The 16,171-nt window shown below is 63.0% G+C and carries 16 protein-coding genes; 14 read left to right on the plus strand and 2 right to left on the minus strand.

The genetic code is table 11. From position 1 onward, the window contains the following. The first annotated feature begins 127 nt into the window (after nucleotides 1-127). The 7 genes from JQ641_RS27775 to JQ641_RS27805 all read left to right on the plus strand — a co-directional run bounded on the left by JQ641_RS27775 (nucleotide 128) and on the right by JQ641_RS27805 (nucleotide 6,507). The gene (locus JQ641_RS27775) at nucleotides 128-355 is read left to right on the plus strand and encodes a putative signal transducing protein (protein WP_044540085.1); all 228 of its coding nucleotides are present in this window, start codon (nucleotides 128-130) and stop codon (nucleotides 353-355) included. Nucleotides 356-395: 40 nt separating this feature from the next. After that, a complete protein-coding gene (locus JQ641_RS27780) occupies nucleotides 396-1,172 on the plus strand; it encodes a tRNA1(Val) (adenine(37)-N6)-methyltransferase (protein WP_211999065.1) in 777 nt (258 codons plus the stop codon). Nucleotides 1,173-1,442: 270 nt separating this feature from the next. Then, on the plus strand, nucleotides 1,443-2,354 hold the full coding sequence (locus JQ641_RS27785) for a S49 family peptidase (RefSeq protein WP_211999066.1): 912 nt from the start codon (nucleotides 1,443-1,445) through the stop codon (nucleotides 2,352-2,354). Between the two features lie 114 nt (nucleotides 2,355-2,468). Further along, the gene (locus JQ641_RS27790) at nucleotides 2,469-2,660 is read left to right on the plus strand and encodes a hypothetical protein (RefSeq protein ID WP_192735211.1); all 192 of its coding nucleotides are present in this window, start codon (nucleotides 2,469-2,471) and stop codon (nucleotides 2,658-2,660) included. Nucleotides 2,661-2,851: 191 nt separating this feature from the next. Next, a complete protein-coding gene (locus JQ641_RS27795) occupies nucleotides 2,852-3,787 on the plus strand; it encodes a glycine--tRNA ligase subunit alpha (protein ID WP_211999067.1) in 936 nt (311 codons plus the stop codon). Next, nucleotides 3,787-5,901, plus strand: coding sequence for a glycine--tRNA ligase subunit beta (glyS, locus tag JQ641_RS27800; protein WP_211999068.1), 2,115 nt, complete (start codon nucleotides 3,787-3,789; stop codon nucleotides 5,899-5,901). Before JQ641_RS27795 ends, glyS begins: the two co-directional genes overlap by 1 nt. A 3-nt stretch (nucleotides 5,902-5,904) precedes the next feature. Continuing rightward, nucleotides 5,905-6,507: a class I SAM-dependent methyltransferase gene (locus JQ641_RS27805; protein ID WP_211999069.1), complete on the plus strand. Its 603-nt coding sequence runs from the start codon at nucleotides 5,905-5,907 to the stop codon at nucleotides 6,505-6,507. A 224-nt stretch (nucleotides 6,508-6,731) separates the two neighbouring features. On the opposite strand, the gene JQ641_RS27810 is transcribed toward JQ641_RS27805, so the two are convergent. Beyond that, nucleotides 6,732-7,091 carry a DUF1236 domain-containing protein gene (locus JQ641_RS27810; RefSeq protein WP_211999070.1) on the minus strand — a complete coding sequence of 120 codons (360 nt, stop codon included), beginning with the start codon at nucleotides 7,089-7,091 and terminating at the stop codon, nucleotides 6,732-6,734. A gap of 233 nt (nucleotides 7,092-7,324) precedes the next feature. Here JQ641_RS27810 and JQ641_RS27815 point away from each other — a divergent pair, with 233 nt between their 5' ends. Then, nucleotides 7,325-7,480: a DUF3096 domain-containing protein gene (locus JQ641_RS27815; RefSeq protein ID WP_192735205.1), complete on the plus strand. Its 156-nt coding sequence runs from the start codon at nucleotides 7,325-7,327 to the stop codon at nucleotides 7,478-7,480. Here JQ641_RS27815 and JQ641_RS38130 read toward each other — a convergent pair whose 3' ends face one another. Further along, the gene (locus tag JQ641_RS38130; RefSeq protein ID WP_249150762.1) at nucleotides 7,481-7,819 is read right to left on the minus strand and encodes a hypothetical protein; all 339 of its coding nucleotides are present in this window, start codon (nucleotides 7,817-7,819) and stop codon (nucleotides 7,481-7,483) included. Here JQ641_RS38130 and ppdK point away from each other — a divergent pair. From ppdK to JQ641_RS27845, 6 genes are all read left to right on the plus strand, one after another. Beyond that, entirely contained in the window at nucleotides 7,812-10,520 is a 2,709-nt protein-coding gene (ppdK, locus tag JQ641_RS27820; RefSeq protein ID WP_349628632.1) for a pyruvate, phosphate dikinase, read from the plus strand. The genes JQ641_RS38130 and ppdK overlap by 8 nt on opposite strands. Before the next feature lie 454 nt (nucleotides 10,521-10,974). After that, nucleotides 10,975-12,447: a cell wall hydrolase gene (locus JQ641_RS27825; protein ID WP_211999072.1), complete on the plus strand. Its 1,473-nt coding sequence runs from the start codon at nucleotides 10,975-10,977 to the stop codon at nucleotides 12,445-12,447. A 301-nt stretch (nucleotides 12,448-12,748) separates the two neighbouring features. Continuing rightward, a complete protein-coding gene (locus tag JQ641_RS27830) occupies nucleotides 12,749-13,993 on the plus strand; it encodes an MFS transporter (RefSeq protein WP_211999073.1) in 1,245 nt (414 codons plus the stop codon). A gap of 42 nt (nucleotides 13,994-14,035) precedes the next feature. After that, entirely contained in the window at nucleotides 14,036-15,022 is a 987-nt protein-coding gene (gene acuI / locus JQ641_RS27835; protein WP_211999074.1) for an acrylyl-CoA reductase (NADPH), read from the plus strand. 189 nt (nucleotides 15,023-15,211) lie between these two features. After that, nucleotides 15,212-15,799 carry a hypothetical protein gene (locus JQ641_RS27840; RefSeq protein ID WP_192735200.1) on the plus strand — a complete coding sequence of 196 codons (588 nt, stop codon included), beginning with the start codon at nucleotides 15,212-15,214 and terminating at the stop codon, nucleotides 15,797-15,799. Between the two features lie 138 nt (nucleotides 15,800-15,937). Then, complete coding sequence (locus tag JQ641_RS27845; RefSeq protein WP_211999075.1) at nucleotides 15,938-16,171, plus strand: DUF6894 family protein; 234 nt, start codon at nucleotides 15,938-15,940, stop codon at nucleotides 16,169-16,171.

Below are 16,171 nucleotides of genomic sequence, written 5' to 3' on the forward strand. Positions count from 1 at the left end.
CTCCAAATCTGGCCAATTCGCACTATCCTTACTTACAATAGAAAGTGCAGGCTGAAGCGGCAAGGGCACGTAGTGGTTGACAGGTACCGGCCGGCCTCGGACCGGGCCGGCCTAAGGAGGGCGCAAATTGCGGGAATTGGTTCGGACCAACGATATTGTGCTGGTTTCCGCGGTCGGCGCGCTGCTCGACGGCGCCAATATCCATCATCTGGTGCTGGACCAGAACATGAGCATCATCGAGGGATCGCTGGGCGTGCTGCCACGCCGCATCCTGGTCCATGAGGACGACAACCGCGAGGCGCGCCAGCTTCTGACCGATGCCGGGCTTGCCCATGAATTGCGGGCGGATGAGTAAGGCATAGCGTTTTCGAGCGAAGTGGGAACCGGTTCGCGTGATGAAAACGCGTCAAGACAATGATCTGGATGTCACCGAGGATGCGTTTCTCGGTGGGGCCTTGCGTTTGCGGCAACTGAGATCGGGGCATCGCGCCGGTCACGATGCCATGCTGCTGGCGGCGGCGACGCCGGCACGTTCAAGTAATCGTGTGGCCGATCTTGGCTCCGGTGTTGGTGCGGCAGGGCTGGCGGTGGCCAGGCGCGTCGGGGATATCGATCTCGTGCTGGTCGAGATCGATGCCGATCTCGCAGGCCTCGCGCGCGCCAATGCCGAGGCGAATGCGCTTGCCGCCGAGATCATCGTGCTCGATGTCGAGGCGGCCGCCGACGCGTTTGCCGCGGTCAATTTGTACCCTGATAGCGTCGATGTCGTTTTGATGAATCCGCCGTTCAACGATTCTGTGAGGCATCGGGTCTCGCCGGACCGCGCGCGCGGGATCGCGCATGTCGCGACGTCCACCACGCTTTCGAACTGGATTCACGCAGCTCGCCGCATCCTCAAATCCAGGGGCATGCTGACGCTGATCTGGCGCGCCGACGGGATTGCCGAGGTGCTGGCGGCGCTCGATCACGGTTTTGGCAGTCTGGAAATTTTGCCTATTCACGGCGATGTGAAGGCGCCGGCGAATCGAATCGTGGTTCGCGCCACCAAGGGCGGTCGCGCGCCGACGAGAATTCATGCCGGACTGATGCTCAATGATGAGCGAGGGGTGCCCAATAAAGAGGTGCAGGAGATTTTGGCGGGGAGGGGGATATTGCCGTTGGCCACCCCCTAGAGGTGGCCGAGGAACTGATGTCTCGAACGCGAGCCGAAGCGGAAAAGCCTATTGCGGAAGGGTTTCCGACTGCCGTTTCGGAGTGTTGGTGAAGTGAACCGCGGTCAGGATGGTGCCGATCAACAATATCAGCAGGTAGATTTTCATGTCACTCTCCGCTGCGCCATTGCAGCCGTAACGGCCACGTTGCACAAGGCATTCCTGCCTAATTCGTTCCAAGCCTTCCAATGACAGTGGCGTGATAAAAAATGGTTAATTCGAGGTAACGGCATGAGTGAACAAATAAGTGATCGTGTGGGATTGCCGGGCCTTATCGAGCGGCTGAAGGGATTGGTCCCGGCCAAATTCCGGCGCGGGGCCGCGGTGGTGCCGGTGGTGCGGTTGTCCGGCGTGATCGGCGCGGTAACGCCGCTGCGGCCGGGCATGTCGCTCGCCGGTGTCGCCAAGATGCTGGAGCGCGCTTTCGGTACCAAGAATGCCAAGGCGGTTGCGCTCGTGATCAATTCGCCCGGCGGCTCGCCGGTGCAATCGCGCCAGATCTATTTGCGGATCAGGCAACTCGCCGCCGAAAAGAATTTGCCGGTGCTGGTGTTCGTCGAGGACGTCGCCGCATCCGGCGGCTACATGATCGCCTGTGCCGGCGACGAGATCTTCTGCGATCCGTCCTCGATCCTCGGTTCGATCGGCGTGGTCGGCGGCACTTTCGGCTTCCAGGAGCTGATCAAGAAAATCGGCGTCGAGCGGCGGCTCTATACGGCGGGCGTCCACAAGGCGACGCTCGATCCGTTCCTCCCCGAAAACCCCGATGATGTGGCGCGCATCAAGGCGCTCCAGCGCGAGATCCACGCCATCTTCATTGCATTGGTCAAACAGAGCCGCGGCAGCCGCCTCAAGGGCGCCGACGACACGCTGTTCACCGGCGAATATTGGGCCGGCGAAACCTCGGTGTCGCTGGGTCTTGCGGATGCGGTCGGCGATCTGCGTTCGACGCTGCGGACCCGCTACGGCGACAAGGTGCTGACCCCCGTGATCGCGCCCGCCAGCGGGATGCTGTCCGGCCTGCTCGGGCGGCGGTCGCCGGGGGCGGGCTCCATGGGCGCGCTCGACGGTTTTGGGGGCCTGCCGGATGAGCTGATCTCCGCGCTCGAAACTAGGGCAATTTGGGCCAAATTCGGGTTCTAGGGCTGGGCGCCGCCGCGCCATTTAGTCCTAAAGGCGGGAATTGCGGCGCAGCCCGGCTTGCGCGAGAATGCAGCTATTGGGGGCGTGACCGACGTGAACGACAAGGATCGACCGATGCCACCGTTGATCGCATTCGCAGGGGCCCTGGGTGGGCTCGCTGTGGTCCGCTGGGCTTACAAGACTGCCGTCCGGATCAACCGGGAGCTGGAAGAAGCGCGGCTGGCCCGCGTCTCGGAATCTGCTCAAACCAGCGAAATTCCGACCCTGCGCCGGGATCCCGTCACCGGGGCCTATCGGCCGGGTTAAACTGATTTTCGTCATGCCCGGGCTTGTCCCGGGCATCCACGACTAAGCTTTCTCCAGCCAAGAAAGACGTAGATGGCCGGGACAAGCCCGGCCATGACGGCGGTCATTGGCTCCCCATCGCCTTGATTCCCCTCGCCACCGCCGATACGGTCCCGCGCGCCCAAAACCCCCTCGCGAGACCGATTCTGCCGATGGACGAATTGCCTGCCCACATGCGCCCGGAACGTTCGTTCCAGGGCTTTATCCTCGCTCTGCAGCGGTTCTGGGCCGAACAGGGCTGCGTGATCCTGCAGCCCTACGACATGGAAATGGGTGCGGGCACCTTTCATCCGGCGACGACCTTGCGCGCGCTGGGACCGAAGCCGTGGCGGGCCGCCTATGTGCAGCCCTCGCGCCGGCCCAAGGACGGCCGCTACGGCGAAAACCCCAACCGGCTGCAGCATTATTACCAGTATCAGGTGATCATGAAGCCATCGCCGCCGAACCTTCAGGAATTGTACCTGAAGTCGCTCGCCGCGATCGGCATCGATTCCAGCCTGCATGACATCCGCTTTGTCGAGGACGATTGGGAAAGCCCGACGCTGGGCGCATGGGGCCTCGGCTGGGAGTGCTGGTGCGACGGCATGGAAGTGTCACAATTCACTTACTTCCAGCAGGTCGCGGGCGTCGAATGCGCGCCTGTCGCCGGTGAGCTCACCTACGGGCTGGAGCGGCTCGCCTGCTATCTGCAGGGCGTCGACCGCATCATGGATCTCAACTTCAACGGCCGCGAGGGCGCCGACAAGGTGACCTATGGCGACGTGTTCCTGCAGGCCGAGCAGGAATATTCCCGGCACAATTTCGAGCACTCCGATTCCGAAATGCTGTTCAAGCAGTTCGTGATGGCCGAGGAGGCCTGCAAGAAATATCTCGCGGCGGGATGGAAATCCGGCAGCAACCAGAAAGAACATCTGATGGCGCTGCCGGCCTATGACCAGTGCATCAAGGCGAGCCATGTCTTCAACCTGCTCGATGCCCGCGGCGTGATCTCGGTGACCGAACGGCAAAGCTACATCGGGCGCGTGCGCGAGCTTGCAAAAGCCTGCGGCGACGCCTGGGTTCACACCGAAGCGGGCAGGGCATCCTGATGCCTGATCTTTTGCTCGAATTGTTTTCCGAAGAAATTCCCGCGCGCATGCAGGCGAAGGCGGCGGACGATCTGCGCCGCATGGTCACCGACAAGCTCGTCGCCGAGGGGCTGGTCTATGAGGGCGCAAAGGCGTTCGTGACGCCGCGGCGGCTGGCGCTGACGGTTCACGGCATTCCGGCGCGGCAGCCCGATCTCAAGACCGAACGCAAGGGTCCGAAAATCGGCGCGCCCGATGCGGCCGTGCAGGGCTTTCTGAAAGCGACCGGCCTTAATTCGCTCGACGAGGCCAAGATCCAGCGCGACCCCAAGGGCGACTTTTATATCGCGCTGCTCGAAAAGCCCGGCCGCGCCGCGATCGACGTGATCGCGGAAATTCTACCCGTGATCGTGCGCACCTTCCCGTGGCCGAAGTCCATGCGCTGGGGTGAGCGCTCGGCGAAATCAGGCGCGCTGACCTGGGTGCGGCCGCTGCATTCGATCATCGCGACCTTCGGTCCGGAGACCGAAGACCCCGAGGTGGTGAAATTTTCGATCGACGGCATCGACGCCGGCCAGACCACTTTTGGGCATCGCTTCCTGGCGCCGGCGGCGATCTCCGTGCGCCGCTTCGAGGATTACGAAGCAAAACTGAAGGCCGCCAAGGTCGTGCTCGACCCGCAGGCACGCAAGGACATCATTCTGGCCGATGCCAAGCAGTTGGCGTTCGCGCAGGGCTATGAGCTGCTCGAGGATCAGGTGCTGCTCGACGAGGTGTCTGGCCTCGTCGAATGGCCTGTCGTGCTGATGGGATCGTTCGACCAGGAATTTTTGTCGATCCCCGGCGAAGTGATCCGCGCCACCATCCGCAACAACCAGAAATGCTTTGTGGTCAGCGCTCCCAAAACGGGGAAGCTCACCAACAAGTTCATCCTCACCGCCAACATCGAGGCCACCGACGGCGGCAAGGCCATCATCGCCGGCAACGAGCGTGTGATCCGCGCGCGGCTGAGCGATGCGAAGTTTTTCTATGAGAGCGACCTGAAGACGAAGCTCGAAGAGCGCCTGCCGAAATTCGAGAACATCGTGTTCCACGAGAAGCTCGGCACGCAGGGCGAACGCATCAAGCGGATCGAGCGGCTGGCCGCGGAGATTGCGCCGCTGGTCGGCGCCGATGTCGAGAAGACCAAGCGCGCCGCGCATCTGGCGAAGGCGGATTTGCTGACCGAAGTGGTCGGCGAATTCCCGGAACTGCAGGGCTTGATGGGCAAGTACTACGCGCTCGCGCAGGGAGAGGATGCTTCGGTCGCCGCGGCGAGCGAGGAGCATTACAAGCCGCAGGGGCCAGCCGATCGGGTGCCGACCGATCGCCTGAGCGTCGCCGTCGCATTGGCTGACAAGTTGGATACACTGGTTGGTTTCTGGGCGATCGACGAGAAGCCGACTGGAAGCAAGGATCCGTATGCGCTGCGAAGGGCGGCGCTCGGAGTCATCAGGCTGATCGTCGAGAACACGATCAGGCTTCCAATCCTGAAAGCTGCAAAATCGGCTATTCTCGGTCTCCCCGAAAAGGGAGCCAAGTATCCGGCTGCCGATGCACAAAAGCTTCCGGGCGATCTCCTCTCCTTCTTCGCCGATCGCCTGAAAGTCCAACTCCGCGACCAGGGCGCACGTCACGATCTCGTCGATGCCGTGTTTGCGCTCGGAGGCCAGGACGATCTCCTGATGGTCGTCCGCCGCGTCGAGGCGCTCGGCAAATTCCTCGATACCGATGACGGCAAGAACCTGCTCGCGGGGACAAAACGCGCCAGCAACATTCTCTCGATCGAGGAGAAGAAGGACAAGCGCAGCTTCGACGGCGCGCCGGACGTCTCGCTCTACAAGCTCGACGAAGAGAAGGCGCTGGCCAAGGCGATCGATCAGGTCAAGAGCGAGGCCGGTGCTGCGGTGGCCAAGGAAGACTTTGCCGCCGCGATGAGCGCGATGGCGAAGCTGCGGCCGGCCGTGGACGCGTTCTTTGACAAGGTCAAGGTCAACGACGATGAACCAAACGTGCGTGAGAACAGACTGAAGCTCTTGAACGAAATCCGCGCGGCGACGCGCGCGGTGGCGGACTTTTCGAAGATCGAGGGCTGACACGTGGATCAGAAGACGCTGGCCGCTTACGATTCGGATGCGGCGGCGTTCGCCAAGGACTGGCTCGAGCAGCCGGCGCCCGTTGATTTGCACGAAATCGTCGAGCGCTTCTTCGTGCGCGGCGGCAATTCGGCCGATATCGGCTGCGGCTGCGGCCGCGAGGTGGCTTGGCTCAACGCCAACGGCTTTTCCGCCGCTGGTTTCGACGCCTCGGAAGGCCTGCTGGCGGAGGCGCGGCAGCGTTATCCCGGTTTTAAGTTCGCGCATGCCGAACTGCCCGACTTGAAGGGCATCGGCACCTACGACAACGTGCTGTGCGAGACCGTGATCATGCATCTGGAGCGCGCGCAGATCGCCCTTGCGGTCCGCCGGCTGCTCAACGCCGTCAAGCCCAGTGGCATTCTCTATCTGAGCTGGCGGATCACCGACAATGCCGACCTGCGCGATTCGCAGGGGCGGCTTTACTGTGCGTTCGATACCGCGCTGGTGCTGGCGGAATTGAAGTCGACGTCGCTGTTGCTCGATGAAGAGGTCGTCAGCGCCTCCTCGGGCAAGAAGATTCACCGCCTCGTCGCCAAGAAGGCGGGCCTGGAGATCAGGGAATAGGGCTCGTCGTCATTCCGGGATGCGCCTCTTGGCGCAGGCCCGGAATCCATTCATCGACGTAGCTTGCCGCCTGATGGATTCCGGGCTCGCGCTACGCGCGCCCCGGAATGACCGATAAACGAAAAGCCCCGCCCAGGGGGAAGCCGGGCGGGGCTTTCTTGTCCGGTCGTATCTCGCGCACATCCGCTTGCGCGGCGCCCGGACTATCGTTCAGGCTGGCGGGATTAGTCGACCACCTGAACGATGCGACGCGAACGCGGCTCGACCAGGACCGTCTGGCCGTTCACCACGGTGTAGCGATAGGGCGTTGCCGCATAGGTCTGCGGCACGTCGTAATAGGTGATGCCGGCTTCAGGCAGCACGCCGCCGACGGTCACGCGATCCGGAACGGTGAAAGTCGGCACGCGCTCACGCACGACATATTCCCGGAACGCCGGGCGTTGTTCGATGGTGATGCCCTCATGCTCGCCGACGACCACGCTGCCGCCGCCAACGACACCCACGGTGCCGCTCTGCGCCTGTGCTGCGATCGGGGCAGCCATCACGCCGGCGATAGCTGCGATGGCAAGTAGTCTGTTCTGCATAGTGTACTCCCTCGTGCAGAAGAACGCCGGCTAGCCAGCGTACAATGCGATCCAATTCATCGCGCGCGGCATAGTTCCGGAAAAATGGCTGCCTCAAACGCGGCAATTTCGGGCAATTTTTGCGAACGCCGGAACCCGTTGAGGCGACAGGCGTCTCCTATTCCGGAACCGCGCCAGCGGTTAAGTTGCCGCCCTCGATTCGAGCTTCCCCTCATCATCAGGAGAAATTTCAAATGACCATCACCGCCGCGCATATTTCCCCGATCGTCGCCCTGATTGCGGGAGTCCTGATCCTGATCATGCCGCGGTTCCTGAATTTCATCGTCGCGATCTACCTGATCATCGTCGGTCTCGCCGGGCTCGGCGTGTTCAAGATGCTGCGCTTCTAGTCAGGCAAGCGGGGTTTCGCGGCTTGCGCGGAACCCCTCAAAGTGGTGTAAGGCGCGCATCTTCTCCTCTCTTTTCGGATTGTCATCTGCCATGGCCAAAGCGGTTGCGAAGTCCAAGAAAAACCTTGTGAAAATCGTAGCGAAATCAAAGTCATCGGCGCCGGGCAAAGCCGCGCCGGCGGCCTCCGCGCGCAAGACGCTAACGAAGGCTCCGGCACCCAAGGCAGTTGCGAAGCCAGCGCCCAAGGCGGTTACGAAGCCAATTGCCAAGCCGGTTGCCAAGGCCGCTGTGAAGGCTCCGAGCAAGCCTGCCAGCAAGATGGCGAAGAAGGTGAGCAAGCCGGCCGTCGAAGCGGTAAAATCCGGCAAGTGGGTCTACACGTTTGGTGACGGCAAGGCCGAGGGTAAAGCCGGCTTGCGCGATCTGCTCGGCGGCAAGGGCGCCAATCTCGCCGAAATGGCCAATCTCGGCCTGCCGGTGCCTCCGGGCTTCACGATTCCGACCTCGGTCTGCACTTACTTCTACGCCCACGACAAATCCTATCCGGCCGCGCTGAAGGCGCAGGTCGAGAAGGCGCTGGAGCATGTCGGCAAGCTCGCCGGCAAATCGTTCGGCGATCCCAAGAATCCGCTGCTGGTGTCGGTGCGCTCCGGCGGCCGCGCCTCGATGCCGGGCATGATGGACACCGTGCTCAATCTCGGCCTCAACGACCAGACCGTCGAAGCGCTCGCCGAATTGTCCGGCGACCGCCGCTTTGCCTATGACAGCTATCGCCGTTTCATCACGATGTATTCGGATGTCGTGCTCGGCTTCGAGCATCATCATTTCGAGGACATCCTCGACACCTTCAAGGACGGCCAGGGCTATACGCTCGACACCGATCTGACCGGCGACGACTGGGTCGAACTGGTCGGCCGTTACAAGGATGCGGTGGCGCGCGAGACCGGCCATGATTTCCCGCAGGATCCGCACGCGCAATTGTGGGGCGCGATCGGCGCGGTGTTTTCATCCTGGATGAACGCGCGCGCGGTGACGTACCGCCGCCTGCACGACATTCCGGAATCCTGGGGCACCGCCGTCAACATTCAGGCCATGGTGTTCGGCAATATGGGCGAGACCTCGGCGACCGGCGTCGCGTTCACGCGCAACCCCTCGACCGGCGAGAGCAAGCTGTACGGCGAATTCCTGATCAACGCGCAGGGCGAAGACGTGGTGGCGGGTATCCGCACGCCGCAGGACATCACCGAATATGCGCGCCAGGAATCCGGCTCCGACAAGACGTCCATGGAAGTCGCGATGCCCGACGCGTTCAAGGAACTGACGCGGATCTACACGCTGCTCGAAAAGCACTACCGCGACATGCAGGACATGGAGTTTACGGTCGAGCAGGGCAAATTGTGGATGCTGCAGACCCGCGGCGGCAAGCGCACCGCCAAGGCGGCGCTGCGTATCGCGGTCGAACTCGCCAATGAAGGCCTGATCTCGAAAAAGGACGCAGTGATGCGGATCGATCCCGCTTCGCTCGACCAGTTGCTGCACCCGACCATCGATCCCTCCGCCAAGCGCGACGTTATCGCCACCGGCCTGCCGGCCTCGCCGGGCGCCGCCTCCGGCGAAATCGTATTCTCGTCCGATGAAGCGGCCAAACTGCAGGCCGATGGCCGCAAGGTCATTCTGGTGCGGGTCGAGACCAGCCCGGAAGATATTCACGGCATGCATGCCGCTGAAGGCATTCTCACCACCCGTGGCGGCATGACCTCGCACGCCGCCGTGGTGGCGCGCGGCATGGGCAAGCCCTGCGTCTCCGGCTGCGGCACCATCCGCGTCGATTACGGCCGCGGTACCATGAGCATCGGCACCCGCACCTTCAAGACCGGCGACGTCATCACCATCGACGGCTCGGTCGGCCAGGTGCTGGCCGGACGGATGCCGATGATCGAGCCGAAACTGTCGGGCGAATTCGGCACGCTGATGGGCTGGGCCGATGCCGTTCGCAAGCTCGGTGTCCGCGTCAACGCCGACACGCCGGAAGACGCGCGCACCGCGATCAAGTTCGGCGGCGAGGGCATCGGCCTTTGCCGTACCGAGCACATGTTCTTCGAAGAGACCCGCATCCGCACCGTGCGCGAGATGATCCTTTCCGAGGACGAACAGTCACGCCGCGCGGCGCTGTCGAAGCTGCTGCCGATGCAGCGCGCGGATTTCGTCGAGCTGTTCGAGATCATGAAGGGGCTTCCCGTCACGATCCGTCTGCTCGATCCGCCGCTGCACGAGTTCCTGCCGCACACCCAGGCCGAGATCGAGGAAGTCGCGCGGGCGATGAACACCGATCCGCGCAAGCTCGCGGACCGTGCCAGGGATCTTGCCGAGTTCAACCCGATGCTGGGCTTCCGCGGCTGCCGTCTTGCGATCGCCTATCCTGAAATCGCCGAGATGCAGGCGCGCGCGATCTTCGAAGCCGCGGTCGAAGCCGAGAAGCGCACCAGCAAGGCCGTCGGCCTCGAGGTGATGGTGCCGCTGATCGCGACCAAGGCCGAGTTCGACCTGGTCAAGGCGCGGATCGACGCCACCGCGCAGTCGGTGATGAAGGAGACCGGCAAGAAACTCGTCTATCAGGTCGGCACCATGATCGAGTTGCCGCGCGCGTGCCTGATGGCCGGCGACGTGGCACAGACCGCGGAGTTCTTCTCCTTCGGCACCAACGACCTCACGCAAACCACCTACGGCATCAGCCGCGACGACGCCGCGAGCTTCCTCGGCACCTATGTGGCGAAGGGCATCCTCGAGATCGATCCGTTCATCTCGGTTGATCGTGACGGCGTCGGCGAACTCGTCAAGATCGGCGTCGCGCGCGGCCGCAAGACGCGGCCCGATCTCAAGGTCGGGATTTGCGGCGAGCATGGCGGCGATCCCGCCTCGGTGGCATTCTGCCACGAGATCGGCCTCGACTACGTCTCGTGCTCGCCCTATCGCGTGCCGATCGCGCGGCTCGCCGCGGCGCAAGCCGCGCTTGGCAAGACGGTCGCGAGCCAGGCGTAAGCGACAACAGAGTGTTGAATTGAAATGGCCGGGATTTTCCCGGCCATTTTGTTGCATCTGCTCTTGGTTCTAGTTCGTCATTCCGGGATGGTGCGTTAGCACCAGACCTCAGGTGCGCAATTGCGCACCGGGGAATCTCGAGATTCCGGGTTCGATGCTTTGCATCGCCCCTGAATGACGGCGTGATGCTGCGATCACTGCTCCGTAGCAACACGGGAGCCCGCAACGTTTTCTTCATCATCTTCGTTGACGGGATGTTTACCACTTTTATCGCGCTGGCGTTTACCAAGCTCTCTCAATCGCCACAGCAAATGCGCGCGATGTCTTGCGTGGTGCACGCAGGCCACGCCGATTAACTCCCCGGCAACCTAAATTCGATACCAACAATAAAGATCGAATTGCACGGATGTACTGAGTTCGGTCGTTTTTTGTAAGCGTTGCGTAGAGCGTATCGATGAATGTGTTGCGTAACCAGCCGAAGGGCGCGCGGTTCGCGTCCTTCGGTCTCGGTCTTTGCATCTTCGCATTGATGCCGACCGAGATCGGATATCAGGATATCGCGTCACTGCTGGCCCGGCAGCCGGGCGTCGCCGAACGCTGGCAGAAGCGTGTGTTCTCCAGTGCCGGCAATATCCACGTCGCGACCTTCAGCTTTGGTCGTCCGATCGGAACCGCTTCGCCGCAGACCGCAACCTTTCGGCTCGCCAGCCTCGACAATCAGGGCATCGACATCACCGGCGCAGTGACGCGCAACCCGATCATAGCCCCGCCGCCGCGTTATCATGCCGCCGATTTCCCCAAGGTCGATCGCACCATGAAGGGCGATCGCCTTGTCATCGCGCCGTCCGCGCCTGCGGAGAGTTCAATCCCCGCCGGCAGCGCGCCCGCCATCGAAGATCCTTCGTCTTCAAACGCCTCCGTCAAAGGCCAGAAGACCGCGGCCACGCCGCCTTCAGGTGAGCCCGCGCTGCTCGATGCCGAACTTCAGGCCGCGCTGCGCGCGCCGCCGCTGCCGCAATTCGATGTGTCGATGTCACTCGAGGCCAAACCGCTCGACGACAAGCCGCTTGTTGCGCCAAAGGACGTCTCGGCAGCACCGGAAGTGGCGCTCGCGCCCGCGCCGCCGCGCGACAATTTCGCCTTCAAGACCTCGAGCCTGTTTTTTGGCTCGTCGCTCGGCTCGCCCGAAACCATGGAGCGCTGGCGGCCGGGCGAAGAGCCCATCATCATGCTGCCGAGCGCGGTGGTTGCCGATCCCGACATGAAGATCATGGCCTCGCTGCCGGTCGATGCCGACGGCCCGGTCAAGGCCGGCGAGATGGGCGTCAGCGTCGCGCCGAAGGGCGAGGTCAATTCCGACAACCAGCGCGCCAAGACCCCGGCCGAGCGGCTCGGCCTGTTCGACGACAAGTCGCGCGCCAAGTCGGAAAAATGTCTGACTGAAGTTGTCTATTTCGAAGCCCGCGGCGAAGCGGTGCGCGGCCAGATCGCGGTGGCGCAAGTGGTGTTGAACCGCGCCTTCTCCGGCAAATATCCGGATACGGTGTGCGGCGTGGTCTACCAGAACAAGCACCGCCATCTGGCCTGCCAGTTCACCTTCGCCTGCGACAACAACAAGGACGTCGTCAAAGAGCCCGACATGTGGGATCGCGCGCAACGGATCGCAAAGGCGATGCTGGACGGCCAGCTCTGGTTGCCCGAGGTCGACAAGTCGACGCACTACCATGCCTATTGGGTGCGTCCGTCCTGGGTCAGCGAGATGAAGAAGATGTACAAGACCGGCGTGCACACCTTCTACCGGCCCCGCAACTGGGGCGACGGCAGCGACGCGCCAAGCTGGGGCACCGCGGCGGAGACGGCGCAAATTTCCGCCAAGCTCGCCGAAGCTGCAAAGAGCTCAGCCGAGCAGGCGAGTTTCAGAAGGTAGGCGGTGCGCTCCCTCGCCCCGCTCTTCGCGGGGAGAGGGTTGGGGTGAGGGGCTCTCACCGCGACGTCGGTCTAAATTGTTCGACCTGTACCCCCTCACCCGACGCTTCGCGTCGACCTCTCCCCGCAAGCGGGGCGAGGTAAAGCAGACCCCCAAAATTGCACTCGACGATTTTGCAGGGCTGCCCTGCAGCGGAAAAATTTTCTCCGCCGCTCTTGGGATTTTCATGCGAATGCATTAACTCCTCCCGGCGCACCCGGCCGGTCCCCTCCGGCCCGGGCGCCAAGCATCGAGGAAACGCATGGCTGTCACCGCAGACAATCTTCGCCCGGCCAAAGCCAGCTGGCGGACGCCGTTGGTGATCATCATCTGCGGATGCGCGATCGCGCTGCTCAGTTTCGGGCCGCGATCGAGCCTTGGTTTCTTCATCCAGCCCATGAGCAAGGAATTTACCTGGGGCCGCGACGTCTTCGGCCTCGCGCTGGCGCTGCAGAACCTGTTGTGGGGATTGGGCCAGCCGATCGCAGGCGCGATCGCCGACCGCTTCGGCATCCTGCGCGTGATGGTCATCGGCGCGCTGCTCTATGCCGGCGGGCTGCTGGTGATGCGCTACGCATCGACGCCTGGCTCGCTCGATCTTGGCGCGGGTGTTCTGATCGGTTTCGGACTTTCCGGCTGTTCGTTCAATCTGGTTCTGTCTGCCTTCAGCAAGCTGTTGCCGCCGGAGAAGCGCGGCCTGGCGCTCGGCGCCGGTACCGCCGCCGGCTCGTTCGGACAGTTCCTGTTCGCGCCGTTTGGCGTGGCGCTGATCGACAATTTCGGCTGGCAATCTGCGCTCACCGTGTTCGCGCTGCTGATGCTTCTGATCGTGCCGCTGTCGCTGGCGCTCGCAACGCCGCCTGCGACGTCGGAAAATGTGCCGGTCGCGGACCAGCAGTCGTTCAAGACGGCGCTCGCGGAAGCGTTCGGTCATCCCTCTTACGTGCTGCTGGTGCTCGGCTTCTTTACGTGCGGCTTCCAACTCGCCTTCATCACCGTGCATCTGCCGGCCTATCTGGCCGATCGCGGCATATCTGCGCAGACCGGCGGTTGGGTGATCGCCGCGGTCGGCCTGTTCAACATCATCGGCTCGCTCAGCGTCGGCGTGCTGCAGAACAAGTTTCCGAAGCGCTATATTCTTTCGTTTCTGTACTTCATGCGCGCGATGGCGATTGTCGCCTTCATCTCGTTCCCGATCACGCCGCTTTCCGCCATCATGTTCGGCGCCGTCACCGGCCTGGCCTGGCTCTCGACGGTGCCACCGACCTCGGCGCTGGTGGCGCTGATGTTCGGCACCCGCTGGTTCGCCACCCTCTATGGCTTTGCCTTTGTGAGCCATCAGGTCGGCGGCTTTCTCGGCGTCTGGCTCGGCGGCATCGTGTTCGAGCAGTATGGCTCGTACACGCCGATCTGGTGGCTTTCGGTACTGTTCGGCGTGCTGTCGGCATTGATCAACCTGCCGATCGTGGAACAGCCGGTCGCGCGCCCGGTTGCGCAGCCCGCCTGATCCGGTAAAAACCCCGGACATACAAAGTTCGGGGAGCTTGCCGTGGGAACGTTCAAGGCCATCAGGATCGACAAGGCGGATAAAGGTACCACCGCCGCGCTGACGCAGTTCGACGAAGCCGAATTGATGGACGGCGACGTCACCGTCCGCGTCGAATGGTCGACGCTGAACTACAAGGACGGTCTGGCCCTCACCGGCAAGGCCCCCGTGGTGCGGCGCTTCCCGATGATCGCCGGCATCGACTTCGCAGGGATCGTCGAGCAATCCACCCATCCGCAGTGGAAGGCCGGCGACAGGGTGGTCTGCAACGGCTGGGGCATGGGCGAGACCCATCTCGGCAGCTACGCCGAGAAGGCCCGCGTCAAGGGCGACTGGCTGGTGCGGCTGCCCGATAATATCTCGACCCGCGACGCGATGGCGATCGGCACCGCGGGCTATACCGCGATGCTGTCGGTGCTGGCGCTCGAGAAGCACGGCCTGACGCCCAAAAGCGGCCCCGTCGTCGTGACAGGTGCTGCGGGCGGCGTCGGTTCGGTCGCGACCGCCGTGCTGTCGAAACTCGGCTATCAGGTCATCGCTTCCACCGGGCGGGTGTCGGAGGCCGATTATCTGAAAGGTCTCGGCGCCGCCGAGGTGATCGACCGCAGCGAATTGTCAGGCCCCGCAAAGCCGCTGGCCAAGGAGCGCTGGGCCGGGGGCATCGACAGCGTCGGGTCGACCACGCTCGCCAACATCCTTTCGATGACGAAATATGGCGGCGCTATCGCTGCGTGCGGGCTTGCGGCGGGCATGGACCTGCCGTCTTCGGTGGCGCCGTTCATTTTGCGCGGAGTGTGCCTTCTCGGCATCGATTCGGTGATGTGCCCGATCGAGCAGCGCAAGCTTGCCTGGAGCCGCCTCGCCAGCGATTTGGATCGCGGCAAACTAGCTGATATTACTCATGAAATCGGCCTGGACCAGGTCATCGGCGCCGGCGCCAAAATCCTCGCCGGCGAGGTCCGCGGTCGAATCGTGGTAAAAATTCTCTAACGGCGTTCAGACTTTACCAACCATGCTGCTCCAATGTTGCCACGGTTCGTATGGTAAGCAGCGGGTAAAGAGGCCTGCATGATCCGGAAAACGGGATAACGGTTTTCCGTCGCGACAAACGCGTAGCGTTTACGCGGAGGTCATGTCTAGCAAGGCGGGTGCCCGCGCTCAGTAGAGTGGAGTTGCTGCATGCTTGCGCGTTTGGTGTTGGGGGCCGTCACGGCCACGGCGATGGTGGTGCCGGCGCTGGCCGGGATGATGAATGCCGATGAAGCCCGCAAGTTTGTGGCCGGCAAGGTTTTCGCCTTCACCTGTTTCGACGGCTCCCGCGGCGCAGGCCGCGTGCTCGACGATCTCGGGGCGGCCGGCTCCATTCAATTCAGCGGCGCGGGACCCACCCGCCATGTGCGCCTGCCCGGCAACACGCTGCAGATCCGCGGCCAGGCGGTTTGCGCTTCCATCAAGGGTCTTCCGTTCGAGCCGTGCTTCAATCTCGAAAAGCGCGATGACCGCTCCTTCCGGGGATCGGTGTCGGGCATGGGCTTCGCCTATTGCGATTTCCGTCACCAGGGCGCGCAGCAGATGCTGATGGCCCGCTCGGTGGCGCGGCCGCGTTCGCTGCATGCGCCCGCGCAGACACGCTCTGCCGACGCCTCGCGCACGGAGGTCTCGGCTCGCGTCGAGACGCCGGCGGTTGAGGCCGCGAAGCTCGAGCCGGTAAAGGCGGAGCCGGCGAAGGTCGAAAGCGCGCCGGAACTGCGCCGTTCCACCGAGTGATATCAGGCGAAATGAAGCCCAAAGTTGGGAAAGTGTGCCCGTAGTCATACGGGCTGGCGTTTTCACGTCTTGGTAGCGAGTCTGGCCCACCGTGACGGCCAATGACGGCCTGGGGGCGGCTCATACGTGAGATCAACTATGCCGCTGTATTTTTTCCGGATTAGCAACGGTCACTACGCTGGCGCATCCGAACAGGGCTCCGAATTCGAAAGCCGCGAAGCCGCCTGGGCCGAGATGACCAAGGTGTCCGGCAACCTGCTCGGCAGCATTTCGCGCAGCATGAAGCAGAACGCCGAATGGCAGATGGAAATGCTCGACGAGTCCAAGAAGCCGGTGTTCAGGATCCGCCTCGTGGCGGAATCCGTCGCCTAA

The sequence above is a fragment of the Bradyrhizobium sp. JYMT SZCCT0180 genome, assembly GCF_018130165.1.
Lineage (GTDB): Bacteria > Pseudomonadota > Alphaproteobacteria > Rhizobiales > Xanthobacteraceae > Bradyrhizobium.

Bases quoted from the DNA above. Each gene is read 5' to 3' on its own strand.
- JQ641_RS27830 (WP_211999073.1), top strand. From the start codon at position 12,749: ATGGCTGTCACCGCAGACAATCTTCGCCCGGCCAAAGCCAGCTGGCGG.
- JQ641_RS27810 (WP_211999070.1), bottom strand. From the start codon at position 7,091: ATGCAGAACAGACTACTTGCCATCGCAGCTATCGCCGGCGTGATGGCT.
- glyS (WP_211999068.1), top strand. From the start codon at position 3,787: ATGCCTGATCTTTTGCTCGAATTGTTTTCCGAAGAAATTCCCGCGCGC.
- JQ641_RS27840 (WP_192735200.1), top strand. From the start codon at position 15,212: ATGCTTGCGCGTTTGGTGTTGGGGGCCGTCACGGCCACGGCGATGGTG.
- JQ641_RS27790 (WP_192735211.1), top strand. From the start codon at position 2,469: ATGCCACCGTTGATCGCATTCGCAGGGGCCCTGGGTGGGCTCGCTGTG.
- JQ641_RS27845 (WP_211999075.1), top strand. From the start codon at position 15,938: ATGCCGCTGTATTTTTTCCGGATTAGCAACGGTCACTACGCTGGCGCA.
- JQ641_RS27785 (WP_211999066.1), top strand. From the start codon at position 1,443: ATGAGTGAACAAATAAGTGATCGTGTGGGATTGCCGGGCCTTATCGAG.
- JQ641_RS27815 (WP_192735205.1), top strand. From the start codon at position 7,325: ATGACCATCACCGCCGCGCATATTTCCCCGATCGTCGCCCTGATTGCG.
- JQ641_RS27795 (WP_211999067.1), top strand. From the start codon at position 2,852: ATGGACGAATTGCCTGCCCACATGCGCCCGGAACGTTCGTTCCAGGGC.
- JQ641_RS27780 (WP_211999065.1), top strand. From the start codon at position 396: ATGAAAACGCGTCAAGACAATGATCTGGATGTCACCGAGGATGCGTTT.
- JQ641_RS27825 (WP_211999072.1), top strand. From the start codon at position 10,975: ATGAATGTGTTGCGTAACCAGCCGAAGGGCGCGCGGTTCGCGTCCTTC.